At 66.6% G+C, this 13,466-nt stretch carries 14 protein-coding genes; 5 read left to right on the top strand and 9 right to left on the bottom strand.

Annotation, left to right across the window (positions count from 1 at the left end):
- Positions 1-19: 19 nt before the first annotated feature.
- The 9 genes from K3A84_RS06135 to K3A84_RS06095 all read right to left on the bottom strand — a co-directional run bounded on the left by K3A84_RS06135 (position 20) and on the right by K3A84_RS06095 (position 8,226).
- A complete protein-coding gene (locus K3A84_RS06135) occupies positions 20-1,027 on the bottom strand; it encodes a fumarylacetoacetate hydrolase family protein (RefSeq protein ID WP_225008446.1) in 1,008 nt (335 codons plus the stop codon).
- Positions 1,024-1,482: a MarR family winged helix-turn-helix transcriptional regulator gene (locus tag K3A84_RS06130; RefSeq protein WP_225008445.1), complete on the bottom strand. Its 459-nt coding sequence runs from the start codon at positions 1,480-1,482 to the stop codon at positions 1,024-1,026. The genes K3A84_RS06135 and K3A84_RS06130 overlap by 4 nt, the downstream gene beginning before the upstream one ends.
- 108 nt (positions 1,483-1,590) lie before the next feature.
- The gene (gene mtnP, locus K3A84_RS06125) at positions 1,591-2,484 is read right to left on the bottom strand and encodes an S-methyl-5'-thioadenosine phosphorylase (RefSeq protein ID WP_225008444.1); all 894 of its coding nucleotides are present in this window, start codon (positions 2,482-2,484) and stop codon (positions 1,591-1,593) included.
- Complete coding sequence (locus tag K3A84_RS06120; protein WP_225008443.1) at positions 2,465-3,112, bottom strand: TetR/AcrR family transcriptional regulator; 648 nt, start codon at positions 3,110-3,112, stop codon at positions 2,465-2,467. The genes mtnP and K3A84_RS06120 overlap by 20 nt, the downstream gene beginning before the upstream one ends.
- The gene (locus tag K3A84_RS06115) at positions 3,109-3,981 is read right to left on the bottom strand and encodes a crotonase/enoyl-CoA hydratase family protein (protein WP_225008442.1); all 873 of its coding nucleotides are present in this window, start codon (positions 3,979-3,981) and stop codon (positions 3,109-3,111) included. The genes K3A84_RS06120 and K3A84_RS06115 overlap by 4 nt, the downstream gene beginning before the upstream one ends.
- A gap of 74 nt (positions 3,982-4,055) precedes the next feature.
- Positions 4,056-4,841 carry an SDR family NAD(P)-dependent oxidoreductase gene (locus K3A84_RS06110; protein ID WP_169491682.1) on the bottom strand — a complete coding sequence of 262 codons (786 nt, stop codon included), beginning with the start codon at positions 4,839-4,841 and terminating at the stop codon, positions 4,056-4,058.
- Between the two features lie 26 nt (positions 4,842-4,867).
- Positions 4,868-6,040: an acetyl-CoA C-acetyltransferase gene (locus K3A84_RS06105; RefSeq protein ID WP_225008441.1), complete on the bottom strand. Its 1,173-nt coding sequence runs from the start codon at positions 6,038-6,040 to the stop codon at positions 4,868-4,870.
- Positions 6,041-6,133: 93 nt separating this feature from the next.
- Positions 6,134-7,090, bottom strand: coding sequence for an acyl-CoA dehydrogenase family protein (locus K3A84_RS06100; protein ID WP_225008440.1), 957 nt, complete (start codon positions 7,088-7,090; stop codon positions 6,134-6,136).
- Positions 7,087-8,226, bottom strand: coding sequence for an acyl-CoA dehydrogenase family protein (locus K3A84_RS06095; protein ID WP_225008439.1), 1,140 nt, complete (start codon positions 8,224-8,226; stop codon positions 7,087-7,089). The genes K3A84_RS06100 and K3A84_RS06095 overlap by 4 nt, the downstream gene beginning before the upstream one ends.
- Positions 8,227-8,328: 102 nt before the next feature.
- Here K3A84_RS06095 and K3A84_RS06090 point away from each other — a divergent pair, with 102 nt between their 5' ends.
- From K3A84_RS06090 to K3A84_RS06070, 5 genes are all read left to right on the top strand, one after another.
- On the top strand, positions 8,329-9,135 hold the full coding sequence (locus tag K3A84_RS06090) for a crotonase/enoyl-CoA hydratase family protein (protein WP_225008438.1): 807 nt from the start codon (positions 8,329-8,331) through the stop codon (positions 9,133-9,135).
- Between the two features lie 2 nt (positions 9,136-9,137).
- Entirely contained in the window at positions 9,138-10,016 is an 879-nt protein-coding gene (gene thiL / locus K3A84_RS06085) for a thiamine-phosphate kinase (protein ID WP_225008437.1), read from the top strand.
- A gap of 109 nt (positions 10,017-10,125) precedes the next feature.
- Positions 10,126-12,240, top strand: coding sequence for a sodium-translocating pyrophosphatase (locus K3A84_RS06080; RefSeq protein WP_225008436.1), 2,115 nt, complete (start codon positions 10,126-10,128; stop codon positions 12,238-12,240).
- A 162-nt stretch (positions 12,241-12,402) separates the two neighbouring features.
- A complete protein-coding gene (gene cobA, locus K3A84_RS06075) occupies positions 12,403-13,173 on the top strand; it encodes a uroporphyrinogen-III C-methyltransferase (protein ID WP_225008435.1) in 771 nt (256 codons plus the stop codon).
- Positions 13,170-13,466 carry a DUF2849 domain-containing protein gene (locus K3A84_RS06070; RefSeq protein WP_225008434.1) on the top strand — a complete coding sequence of 99 codons (297 nt, stop codon included), beginning with the start codon at positions 13,170-13,172 and terminating at the stop codon, positions 13,464-13,466. The genes cobA and K3A84_RS06070 overlap by 4 nt, the downstream gene beginning before the upstream one ends.

The following is a 13,466-nucleotide window of genomic DNA, read 5'->3' as shown; positions in this document are numbered from 1 at the left end:
GCGGCGCAGGGAAGCACGGTCAAGCCGCCACGACGACCTGCTCGATGGCCCCGAAGATGGTGTGACCGTGCGCGTCGGTCATGTCGATGCGCACGGTATCGCCATGGTGCAGGAACGGCGTGCTGGCCTTGCCATGCAGGATCTGCTCGACCATGCGCTGTTCCGCGATGCAGGCATAGCCGCGCCCGCCTTCGGACACCGGGCGGCCCGGCGAGCCATCGGCGTCGCAATTCGACACCGTGCCCGAACCGATGATCGCGCCTGCCCCGACGCGGCGGGTCTTCGCCAGATGCGCGACCAGGGTGCCGAAATCGAACGTGCACTCCTCGCCCGCTTCCAGCCGCCCGAACGCCTTGCCGTTGAGATCGACCGACAGGCGGCGGTGCAGCTTGCCCTCGCGCCAGGCATCGCCCAGCGCATCGGGCGTGGCGAAGACCGGAGAGAAGTGGCTGGCAGGCTTGGACTGGACGAAGCCGAAGCCCTTTGCCAGTTCATCCGGGATCAGACCGCGCAGGGACACGTCGTTGACGAGGCCCACCAGCCGGATGGCGGCCAGCGCGTCCTCGCGGCACGCGCCTTGTGCCACATCGCCGGTCACGACCACGACCTCGGCTTCGAAATCACCGCCCCAAGCCTCGTCGGGCAGGACCAGCGGATCGCGCGCGCCGCGCAAGTCGTCGCTGCCGCCCTGGTACATCAGCGGGTCGGTCCAGAAGCTGGCGGGCAGCTCCGCCCCGCGCGCCTTGCGCACCAGTTCGACGTGGTTGACGTAGGCACTGCCATCGGCCCACTGGAACGCGCGCGGCAGGGGCGCCGCCGCCTCGCGCTCGTGGAAGCGCTTGCGCGGGATCGCCTCGTGTTCCAGTTCGATCGCCAGCGCTTCGAGCCGGGGAGCGTGGCGGTCCCACGCATCGAGCAGGGCCTGCATCGTCGGCACGATGTGATCGGCGTCGGCGTACCAGGCAAGATCGTTGGACACGACGATCAGCCGACCGTCGCGTCCTTGTGGCAGCGATGCAAGTTTCACTTGGGCTCTCCCTCCATGGCCCGGACCGACGCCAGCAGCTTGTCGAGCAGGCTGCGCAGCTTTTCGATCTCGCGCGGGGAAAGCACGGTGAAGATCTTTTCGTAGATGTCCAGCGCCTGCGGCCAGATCTGGTCAAACATGGCGCGGCCTTCGACAGTCAGTTCGAGATGGTGCGAGCGCCCGTCCGCCGCATTGGGGCTGCGCTGGACGAGATGGCGCTCCTCCAGCACCTTGCATGCGCGGTTGACGGCGACCTTGTCCATCAGCGTCGAGCGGACGAGATCGCGCTGCGTCAACTGCCCGGCATCGCCCAGCACGGCCATGATCCGCCATTCGGGGATCTTGAGCCCGAATTCATTGCGGTATTCTCCCGCGATCAGGCCGCTCACCGCATTGGAGGTGATGGCCATACGGTAGGGGACGAAGTCGGCGAGGCGGGTCTGGCTTCCGGGCATGGCAATTGGTATCCACTGAAACTAGCGGAGGTGCAAGAAATTATGTGACGCGCCCGAACTGCCGCCCCTTTAGATAATGCGAAGCGGCGACACAAAGTGAAATTTTCTTTACCCTAGGACTCGCCCGGCTATCGCATCGAGCCGCGCGGCCAGCGCCGGATCGCGCAGCGGCGCCGCGGTCATGATCGCGCCATCGAGTGCGGTGTCGATGGGACTGGCTTCGCGCGTGGACGGCAGCTGCGCGGCGAGGTGCGTCACGGTCTCGCGGGCGGCGGAGGAATTGGCGTGCATGACCTTGAGCACGTCCTCGACTTCGACATGTTCGCCCTCGCGCCACGAATCGTAGTCGGTGACCATGCCGAGCAGCGCGTAGGGCAGCTCGGCCTCGCGCGCGAGGCGGGCCTCGGGCATCGCCGTCATGCCGATGACATCGGCGCCCCATTGCCGGTACATCCGGCTTTCGGCGCGGGTGGAGAACTGCGGTCCCTGCATGGCAAGGTAGCAGCCGCCACGATGGACGGTCTTGCCGGCCCGCTCCGCTGCGCTTGCCGCCAGCGCGGACAGGCGCGGGCACACGGGATCGGCCAGCGAGACGTGCGTGACGAGGCCTTCACCGAAGAAGCTGCCGACGCGCCCAGTGGTGCGGTCGATGAACTGGTCCACCGCGACGAAGCTGCCGGGTGCGTATTCCTCACGCAGCGAGCCGATCGCCGAAATGGCCAGCAGGTCGGTGACGCCGCAGCGTTTGAGCACATCGATGTTGGCGCGGTAGTTGATCGCCTCGGGCGCAATGCGGTGCCCGGCGCCGTGGCGTGGCAGGAACGCGAATTGCACGCCCGCGATCGTGCCGAGCGTGACCGGCCCCGACGGCGTGCCGAAGGGCGAGGCGACGTCGATCACCTGCACGTCATCGAGCGCGGTCAGGTCATAGAGGCCCGACCCGCCGATAACGCCGATCCGCCAGGCGCCCCCCGAGCGCCCCTCAGACAGAGGGGTGCGCAAGGATGCCCGCCATGATGAAGTCGACGGTATGTTCGCGATAACGGTCCCGCAGGTTCTCGGTCAGCGTGTCGGTGCCATAGCAATGGCGCAGCACCAGCCGGGCCGAGAAGAAGCGGTCTGCCGCCCCCGTCACGGTGAAGTAGAACAGCTGCGGGTCGATAGGCCGGAACACGCCCTTCTTCACGCCTGCGCCGATGAACCGGTCATAGGCCTGGCCGAGCGGGGTAAGGTACTTGTCGGCAATACGCTTGGCCTCGGCCTCGTCGCTGTCGCGCACCAGCCGCATCAGCAGCCGGTTGAGGTAGGGGTAGGCGTAGTAGGTGTCGATGCAGGCGGCGATGTGCCGTCGCAGCTTGACCTCCGGATCCATGCTGTCCTTGGCGACAAGCGCGTCGACCGACTTGACGATGGTCGTCATGTCGCGGTCGAGCAGGGCCTTGAGCAGCCCCGCCTTGTTGCCGAAATAGTACTTCACCAGCGCCGAGTTCAACCCTGAGCGAAGGGACAGTTCCGACAACGAGATGTCGACCTGATCCCCTTCGCGCATGATCGCCGACGCCGTATCGAGCAAAAGCTCGCGCGCGCCCTGTTGTTCCACCGCTTCCGTGCTTCCCGTCGTATCGTTCATTCGTAACCCGGCTCGTCCCACCACGGATAAAAGTCCGGCATATCCGAAGAAACGCGCGCAGGGTAGGCAGGAGCGCGCTTTTCGAGGAAACTGGCCACACCTTCCTTGGCATCGGGGCCGCGCGACAGGGTATAGATCGCCCGGCTGTCGACGCGGTGCGCCTTCATCGGGTGGTCGTACTGCGGATTGTGCCACAGCATCGCGCGGGTCATCGCGACCGACACCGAGCTGGTGTTGTCGGCGATTTCACGGGCCAGCGCGTTGGCGGCGGGCAGCAGGTCTTCCGGCTCGTGAACCGAGCGGACGAGGCCACCGCGCAGGGCTTCCTGCGCATCGAAAATGCGGCCGGTCATGGTCCATTCAAGCGCCTGCGGCAGTCCGACGATGCGCGGCAAGAACCAGCTCGACGCCGCTTCGGGCACGATGCCGCGGCGTGCGAAGACGAAGCCGAAGCGCGCCTTGGTCGACGCGAGGCGGATGTCGAAGGGCAGCTGCATCGTCACGCCGATGCCGACGGCCGCGCCGTTGATCGCGCCGATGATCGGCTTCTTCGACTGGTAGAGGCGCAGCGTCAGCAGACCGCCGCCATCGCGCACGCGCGGGTCGGACAGGTCCGCGACCTGCTCGCCGCTCGAAAAGACGTGCTTGCCATCTTCGGGGGTGAGGTCGGCACCGGCGCAGAAGGCGCGGTCGCCAGACCCCGTGATGATCACCGCGCGCACGCTGTCATCGGCGTCGGTGCGATCGAAGGCGTCGTTCATTTCCGACATCATGGTGCCGGTGAAGGCGTTCATCTTCTCCGGGCGATGCAGCGTCAGGGTGGCGACGCCATCGGCGATGTCGAGCTTGATCTGCTTGTATTCGGTCATTGGTCTGGTCTCTCCCGGGGAAGGAAAAAGGGCCGGGGTTCTTGTGCCCCGGCCCTTTTCGTTTCAGCTGGCGATCAACGCGGCGCCATGCGGATGGCACCGTCGAGGCGCACGTCCTCGCCGTTGAAGTAGCCGGTCTCGATCATGCACAGCGCAAGGTTGGCATATTCGGCCGGATCGCCGAGGCGCTTGGGGAACGGCACCGAAGCAGCGAGCGCGGCCTTGACGTTGTCCGGCGCGGCGGCGAGCAGCGGGGTGTTGAAGATGCCCGGCAGGATCGTGTTGACGCGGATGCCTTCGCTCATCAGGTCGCGCGCGATCGGCAGGGTCATGCCGACGACGCCGGCCTTCGAAGCCGAGTACGAGGCCTGGCCCATCTGGCCATCTTCAGCCGCGACCGACGCGGTGTTGACGATCGCGCCGCGTTCACCGAACTCGCCCACCGGATCGAGCGTCATCATGCCAGCTGCCGACTTGGCGATGCAGCGGAACGTGCCGACGAGGTTGATCTGGATGATCATGTTGAAGGCGTCGATCGGGAAGTGCTTGATCGAGCCGTCTTCCTTAGAACGGCTGGCGGTCTTGATGGCGTTGCCGGTGCCCGCGCAGTTCACCAGAATGCGTTCCTGGCCGATCGCGGCGCGCGACTTGGCGAAGCCTGCATCGACGCTTTCGTCGCTGGTCACGTTCACTTCGCAGAACACGCCGCCGAGTTCAGCGGCGAGCGCTTCGCCCTTTTCCTTGTTGAGGTCGAACAGGGCGACCTTGACGCCCTTGGCAGCGAGCGCGCGCGCGGTCGCGGCGCCAAGGCCGGAGGCGCCGCCAGTGATGACGGCGGAAACGGTATTATCGAGCTTCATGGGGTATATCCTCCCTTGATGGTATTTCAGAGCGCCTCGACGATGGTGACGTTGGCGACGCCGCCGCCTTCGCACATCGTCTGGAGGCCGTACTTGCCGCCGCGTGCCTTGAGGCCATGCAGCAGCGTCGCCATCAGCTTGGTACCCGAAGCGCCGAGCGGGTGGCCGAGCGCGATCGCGCCGCCGTTGACGTTGAGCTTGGCCGGGTCCGCACCCTGGTGCTTCAACCAGGCCATCGGCACCGAAGCGAAGGCTTCGTTGACTTCGTAGAGGTCGATGTCGCTGATCTTGAGGCCTGCCTTCTTGAGCGCGGCATCGGTGGCGAACAGCGGTTCTTCGAGCATGATCACCGGATCGCCCGCGGTCACGGCCAGCGTGTGGATGCGCGCGAGCGGAGTCAGGTTGTACTTCTTGAGCGCGGCTTCCGAAACGATCAGCGCGGCCGAGGCACCGTCGCAGATCTGGCTGGAGGTGGCCGCGGTCAGCTTGCCGCCCGGCGTGATCAGCTTGACGCCCGCGATGCCTTCGAGAGTGGCGTCCCAGCGGATGCCTTCATCGACGGTGTGCTGCGCCGGACCATCGGGGGTCTCGATGTCGATCGGCACGATTTCATTCTTGAAGGCGCCGGATTCGGTCGCGGCCTTGGCCTTCTGGTGGCTCTCCAGCGCGAACTGGTCCATCATTTCCTTGGTGAAGCCGTGCTTGTCGGCAATGGCTTCGGCGCCCGCGAACTGGGTCCAGCCGGCTTCGCCATAACGCTCGACGATGCCCGGCGAACGGTAGTTGCCGAGGCCTTCCTTCATGAACAGGATGGCGGGCGTGCCCATCGGCACGCGGGTCATGCTTTCGATGCCCGCCGCGATGACGACATCCTGCGTGCCGCTCATCACCGCCTGCGCGGCGAAGTGGACCGCCTGCTGCGACGAACCGCACTGGCGGTCGATGGTGACGGCGGGAACCGATTCCGGCAGGACCTTCGAGGCGAGCACGGCCATGCGGCCGACCTGCTGGGCCTGTTCGCCGCCCTGACCGACGCAACCCATGATCACGTCTTCGACAGCGGCGGGGTCAATCCCGCTGCGCAGGACGAGCGCGTCCATGGTGTGGGCGGCAAGGTCGACCGGGTGAATGCCCGCAAGGCGACCACCGCGGCGGCCGCCGGCGGTGCGCACTGCGTCAACGATATAGGCGGTAGCCATTTTACTCGACTCCTCTCGATACGATCCGTGTTTAATTGAGCGATTAAACAGGATCGGAAGAGATGGTCAAGCACCCATCGCCTGATATTTCGATCAGGCGATAAGCCGGTCGCTCCGCGCCGCCATTTCGCGCCACAATCCGTGGCCGCCCAGCGCCGCGACCTTGCGCCCGAGCGCCTCTGCCCAGACGGCGTCGCTGCCGAATTCGCTGCGCCAGTGCATCAGGCGACGCGTAAAGCGGTTGAGCGCATATTCCATGGTGAAGCCGATGGCGCCGTGGACGCGGTGCGCGATCGGCACCCCGCGATCCACGGCCAAGCCGAGGCGGTACTTGGCAGCCGCGATTTCGAACGCGGCATCGCCGGCATCGAGCGCGGCGGCGCAGGCCGCCGCCGAAGCATCGACCGCCGCTGCTTCTTCCGAAAACTCCGCCAGCGCCTGCTGCACGGCCTGGAACTTGGCAAGGGGCTTGCCAAACTGGACGCGGGTGTTGACGTGATCGATGGCCAGCGTGAAAGCGGCCTCCATCGCGCCCGAAGCCTGCGCCACGCGGGCGAAGGCGCCAAGGCCATCAAGGTCCGCGCCACAGGCCGCGCTGGCGGCGGCAGGGCCGGTGAAGCTGATGAGGTCGGACGGTTCGCCTGCCAGCGAATGCCCTTCCTCCACCGCGAATGCGCCCTTCGCATAGAGCGAGAGCGTGCCATCGCGCAGCGCGACCACCGCATCGGCGTGGCGACCGAACGGCGCGCGACCACTGGCGGCGACGAGCGTCAGCAGGCCATCGGGCGCGCCCATGCCAGCCTGCGCCAGCAGCGCATGGGCGATGATCGGTTCGGCCAAGGGCGCGGCCACGGCGTTCAGCCCGGAAAGGCGCAGCACGGCCAGCACATCGCCCCAGTCGCCGCCAAAGCCGCCCTGTTCGGCAGGCACCAGCAAGGTTGCGAAACCGGCTTCGGCAATACGCGGCCAGGCGTCCTCGAACGGCACATGGGCGAGATCGGCGAACAGCCCTTCGGCCATCTCGACGAGAAGTTGGCGGTTTTCGCTCACCGGAGTCCAAGCCCCTTTGCAATGATGCCGCGCAGCACTTCGGGCGTGCCGCCGCGCAGGGAGAAGCTGGGCGCGGCCAGCAGGTAATAGGCAAGAAGCTGCGACAGCGCGCTGTTTCCGGCCAGATCGACATCGAGCGCGGCCTGCACCAGACGCGGTAGCGCCTGTTCATAGGCGTTGCCCAGATCCTTGACGATCGCGGCTTCGACGATCGGGTCCTCGCCCGCGTCGAGTTTGGCCGCGGTCGACATCGACATCTGGCGCAGCGTCCACATCTCGGCGGTAAGCCGACCGATCAGCTGGGCGATGTCCGCCTTGGGATCGGGGCCGATGGCGTCGATCAAGGCAACCAGCAGCACGTGGCTCGACAGGTAGCGTTCGGGGCCGGAGCGTTCGAGCGCCAGTTCGGCGGTAACCTGCCGCCACCCCTGCCCTTCGACGCCGACCAGCGCGTCGTGCGGCAGCAGGACGTCTTCGAAGAAGATCTCGTTGAAGTGGTGCGTGCCGGTCATGTCGATGATCGGGCGGATGGTGATGCCCGGCGTATCGAGGTCGATCATCAGCTGCGACAGGCCCTGCTGCCGCTCGCTGCCTTCCTCGGTGCGCAGCAGGGTCAGCGCAGCATGGCTCTTGTGCGCGCCGCTGGTCCACACCTTCTGCCCGTTGACCAGCCAGCCCTCGGGCGTCTTCTTTGCAAAAGTGCGCACGCTGGCAAGGTCGGAGCCGGAATTGGGCTCGGACAGGCCGATGCAGGCGTAGATCTCGCCGCGCGCCATGCCCGGCAGGTACTTCTGCTTCTGCGTTTCGGTGCCGTAGCGCACCAGCAGCGCACCCGTCTGGCGATCGGCGATCCAGTGCAGCCCCGCAGGTGCCCCCGCCGCAAGCAGTTCCTCCAGCACCACGTAGCGTTCGAGCATGGTGCGCTCGTGCCCGCCGTATTCCTTGGGCCAGACCATGCCGAGCAGCCCTGCCGCGCCCATCGCCCGCGAAAACTCGGGGTCGAAGCTGAACCAGCAGTTGGCGCGCTGGAGCACCGACCAGCGGTGTTCATGTGCTGCGACAAGGTCGCGCACCTGCTGCCGCAGCGCAGGAATGTCGCCCTTGGGACGGAAGGGGTGGAGCGGGAATATTTGCATCGCCGCCTTGCGTATGGCAGCCCCGGGTCGACGACAAATCGAAAACCCCATTTTCAGATATATGAAATGCCCTTTCAGGCAGTGGAGCAGGAGAGAAGCCCGATGACCAGCCCGTTCCTTTCCGTCGAGCGCCGTGGCCGCGTCGCGATCCTGACGATGAGTCGCCCCGAATCAATGAACGCGATCGGCTCGCTGGAGGACTGTGACAACATCGTCGACACCTTCTTCCAGCTCGGCAACGACCGCGCGGTCAGCGCCATCGTGCTCACCGGATCGGGGCGCGCCTTTTCAAGTGGTGGAAACATCAAGGGCATGAAGGACCGCACCGGCATCGGCGTGCTTGACCAGCCCGACTCGACCCGCGCCAACTATCGCCGGGGCGTGCAGCGCGCCACGCGCGCCATGCTCGATTGCGAGATCCCGATGATCGCCGCGATCAATGGCCACGCCATCGGCCTGGGGCTGGACCTTGCCTGCCTGTGCGACATTCGCGTCTGCGCCGAAAGCGCCAAGATGGCGGCGAGCTTCATCAAGGTGGGCATCGTGCCCGGCGACGGCGGAGCGTGGACGCTCCAGAAGATCGTCGGCTATTCCAAGGCTGCCGAACTGTTCCTGACGGGCCGCACGTTTGATGCCGCCTATGCGCAGTCCATCGGCCTCGTCGGCACGGTCGTGCCCGATGCGGACCTGATCGAAACGGCGGTGGGCATTGCCAACGAGATCGCCGCCAATTCCCCGCGCGCGCTGCGCCTGACCAAGAAGCTGCTGCGCGAAGCCCAGCATGGCCGCGCGCACGATGTGCTGGAACTGTCCGCGGCCTATCAGGCGATTGCGCACGAGACCAAGGACCACGCCGAAGCGGTGGCCGCCATCCTCGAAAAGCGCGCGCCCGTCTTCACCGGGGACTGATCTTGTCGGGCGAGGCCGCGTTCATCGCCGCATTGCGCGGCCTCGCCACACATCCCGCCGCACGCGGGCTTGCCGACGACTGCGCGGTGCTGCCCTTCGGCGGCGAAACGCTGGTCCTGACGCATGATGCCATGGTCGAAGGCGTCCACTGGCTGGCGGGGCAGGACCCGGCGGACGTGGCGTGGAAGCTGGTCGCCACCAACCTGTCGGACCTTGCGTCCAAGGGGGCGGAGCCGGTCGGCGTGCTGCTCGGCTACGCGCTCGATTATGACGACACACGCTTCCTCGAAGGCCTGCGCGACGTGCTGGCGGAATATGACGTGCCGTTGCTCGGCGGCGATACCACGGGGGGCGAGGGCCGTCGCACACTGGGCCTGACCGCGCTGGGCCGCGCCACTTGCACCCCAGTCCCGTCGCGCAGCGGTGCGCGCGCGAGCGATACACTGTGGCTCACCGGCCCCGTGGGTGCTGCGATGCTGGGGTTTGAGGCCCTCAAGGCCGGGGATACCACCACCGACAGCGGCGCCTTCCGCCGCCCCGTGCCCCGCCTTGCCGAAGGCCGCGCGATCGCACCGCGTGTCACCGCGATGATGGATGTTTCCGACGGACTGCTGATCGACGCCGCGCGCATGGCGCAGGCCAGCGGCGTGACCTTCGCGATCGACCGCGCGGCTATCCCGCTGCCCGCGGACCTGCCCCGCCACCGCATCGACGAGGCAGTGCGCTGGGGCGATGACTACGAACTGCTGTTCGCCCTTCCCCCGGGCGAAATGCCACCCATCAAGGCGCACCGCATCGGCCACGCGCTGCCGCAAGGCGCCGCCGCCGTCCTGCTCGATGGCGCGGCGCCTGCCGGAAAGCTCGGTTACTTGCACGATTGACGCAGATCATCGAAGGGCTTGCGAGCCTCGCATAAAACTATAGCTTCCCCGCCATCCCGCAACGACGGGGCGCGGCTCCATGGGCCGGTTGAATAAGGGGGATGCCAACGTGAATTTAGTCGTAACCGCCATCATATTGGGGTTGCTGGCCGTCGTGTACGGCTTCGTGACCAGCCGGCAGGTGCTAGGTGCGCCCGCCGGTAATGCGAAGATGCAGGAAATCGCCGCCGCCATCCAGGAAGGCGCGCAGGCCTATCTCAAGCGTCAGTACACCACCATCGCGATCGTCGGCGTGGTCGTTGCGGTCATCGTCGCCTGGGCGCTCGGCGCCATCAGCGCGATCGGGTTCGTGATCGGCGCGGTGCTTTCGGGCGCGGCAGGCTTCATCGGCATGAACGTCTCGGTCCGCTCGAACGTGCGCACCGCGGCGGCCGCGCAGACCGGGCTGCAGGCCGGCCTGACGCTCGCCTTCCGGGCAGGCGCGATCACCGGCATGCTCGTCGCGGGCCTTGCGCTGCTCGCGATCGCGGGCTTCTTCTGGTACCTGACCGGCCCTGCCGGCCATGCCGTCAACGACCGCGTCGTGGTCACCGCGCTGACCGCGCTGGCGCTGGGCGCCTCGCTCGTATCGATCTTCGCGCGTCTGGGCGGCGGCATCTTCACCAAGGCCGCAGACGTCGGCGCCGACCTTGTCGGCAAGGTCGAAGCAGGCATCCCCGAAGACGATCCGCGCAACCCCGCCGTGATTGCCGACAACGTGGGCGACAACGTGGGCGACTGCGCGGGCATGGCCGCCGACCTGTTCGAGACGTATGTCGTCACCATCGGCGCGACCATGATCATGACCGCGCTGCTGGTGAAGAACGCCGCCAACCTCGATGCCCTGATGGCGATCCCGCTGCTGATCGGCGGCGTGTGCATCGTCACCTCGATCATCGGCACCTATTTCGTCAAGCTGGGCAAGTCGAACAACATCATGGGCGCGATGTACAAGGGCTTCCTTGTCACCGCCGTGCTATCGGTTCCGGCGATCTGGTTCGCCATGCAGTATGCCATTCACGACATGGAGGCGGTCACCGTCTACAGCGCGTTCGGCAACGAATACAGCTTCTCGGGCCGCGAACTGTTCTATGCCGGGCTCGTCGGGCTGGTGCTGACCGGCCTGATCATCTGGATCACCGAATACTACACCGGCACCAACTACCGCCCGGTCAAGTCCATCGCCAAGGCCAGCGTCACCGGCCACGGCACCAACGTGATCCAGGGCCTCGCGATCTCGATGGAAGCCACCGCGCTTCCTGCGCTCGCGATCGTGGCCGCGATGATCATCACCTACAAGCTCGCTGGCCCGCTCGGCATCGCCTATGGCGCCACTGCGATGCTGGCGCTGGCCGGCATGGTCGTTGCGCTGGACGCTTATGGTCCTGTCACCGACAACGCCGGCGGCATTGCCGAAATGGCCGGTCTCGACGATTCGGTCCGTGAAAAGACCGACGCGCTCGATGCCGTGGGCAACACCACCAAGGCCGTCACCAAGGGCTATGCGATCGGTTCGGCGGGGCTTGCCGCGCTGGTGCTGTTCGCTGCCTATACCACCGACCTGCGCGAGTTCTTCCCCTCGCTGACGGTCAACTTCAGCCTTGAAAACCCCTATGTCATCGTCGGCCTGCTGCTCGGCGCGCTGCTCCCGTACCTGTTCGGTGCGATGGGCATGACCGCCGTGGGCCGCGCCGCAGGCGACGTGGTGGTCGACGTGCGCGAACAGTTCCGCGAAAATCCGGGCATCATGACCTACGAGTCCAAGCCCGACTACGCGCGCACGGTGGACCTCGTGACCAAGGCCGCGATCAAGGAGATGATCGTGCCTTCGCTGCTGCCGGTGCTCGCACCGATCGCGGTCTACTTCGTCATCACCTGGGTGGCCGGTGCCGAGAACGGCTTTGCCGCGCTCGGCGCGCTGCTCCTCGGCGTGATCGTCGGCGGCCTGTTCGTCGCGCTCTCGATGACTTCGGGCGGCGGCGCGTGGGACAACGCCAAGAAGTACATCGAGGACGGCCACTTCGGCGGCAAGGGCAGCGATGCCCACAAGGCCGCGGTAACGGGCGACACCGTCGGCGATCCCTACAAGGATACCGCAGGGCCCGCCGTCAACCCGATGATCAAGATCACCAATATCGTGGCGCTGCTTCTCCTCGCGGCGCTCGCAGGTCACGCAGCGGGGTAACCCCGCGCGTCTGACGACCCGAGTTTGGGGAGAGAGGTGCAACCCCCGTCCGGACCCGTCCGGGCGGGGGTTGGCTTTTTTGAGGGCCGCTAAAGCTCACCTAACCCGTCCCCAAGCCATTCTCGCTGGCGACTCTTCCGCGTCCGTCCCACATCGCCGAACATGACCCAGACCCCTTCCCGCACCGGCACGGTCTTTCTCGTCGGCGCCGGCCCCGGCGACCCCGACCTGCTGACCCTGCGCGCAGCACGCCTGCTGATGCGTGCAAGCGTGGTCGTCCATGACGGGCTGGTCGATCCCTCGATCCTCGCCATGGCGCCGCGCACCGCGCGCATGATCTCGGTCGCCAAGAGCCGGTCGCGCCACACCATGCAGCAGGACGACATCAACGCCCTGCTCGTGCGCGAAGCGCTGGCGGGCAACGACGTGGTCCGGCTCAAGGGCGGCGATCCCTTCGTGTTCGGGCGCGGCGGGGAAGAGGCCGAGGCCTGCCATGAAGCGGGCGTGAAGGTCGAAGTCGTCCCCGGCATCAGCGCCGCGATGGGCGCAGCCGCAGCCGCTCAGATCCCGCTGACCCACCGCGAGAACGCCAGCATCGTCAGCTTCGTCGCGGGCCAGTGCAAGGGCCTGTCCGACCAGAACTGGGCGGGCCTTGCAGGCGTTGGCCGCACGCTGGTCATCTACATGGGCATTGCCACCAGCGAGGCGATCGCCGAAAAGCTCATCGCCGACGGCCTTTCGCCCGAAATGCCGCTGGCGGTCATCGAAAACGCCGCGCGCCCCACCATGCGCGTGCTGCGCGGGCAGCTCGCCGGGCTTGGCGCGCTGGTCAGGGACAACAAGGTCAAGAGCCCCGCGCTGATCGTCATCGGCGACGTCGCGGGCCGGGGAGACATGAAGGACATGCAACGAGTGCTGGAGGCCGTACAGTGAAGATCATCACCGGCAACGATTTGAGGACCGGCGACGTGATCTGGTGGACCGGCGAAGGCTGGTCGCGCCATGTCAACGATGCGGTCGACGTGCCCGAGGGCGCCGAGGCGATCATCGCGCGCGAGAACGCCAAGCAGATCGTCACCGACACGCAGGTGATCGACGCGACGCTGACCGACGAAGGCGTCCGCCCCGCGCACATCAAGGACCGCATCCGCGCCCTCGGGCCGACGGTGCGCCTCGACCTTTCCCTCAAGCCTGCCGATCCCGCCGCCGGCACCTGGGTGATCTGA

This window comes from Novosphingobium percolationis, from assembly GCF_020179425.1.
Lineage (GTDB): Bacteria > Pseudomonadota > Alphaproteobacteria > Sphingomonadales > Sphingomonadaceae > Novosphingobium > Novosphingobium percolationis.
Note: the sequence above shows the minus strand (reverse complement) of the source record. Positions and strands in the feature narration are given on the sequence as shown.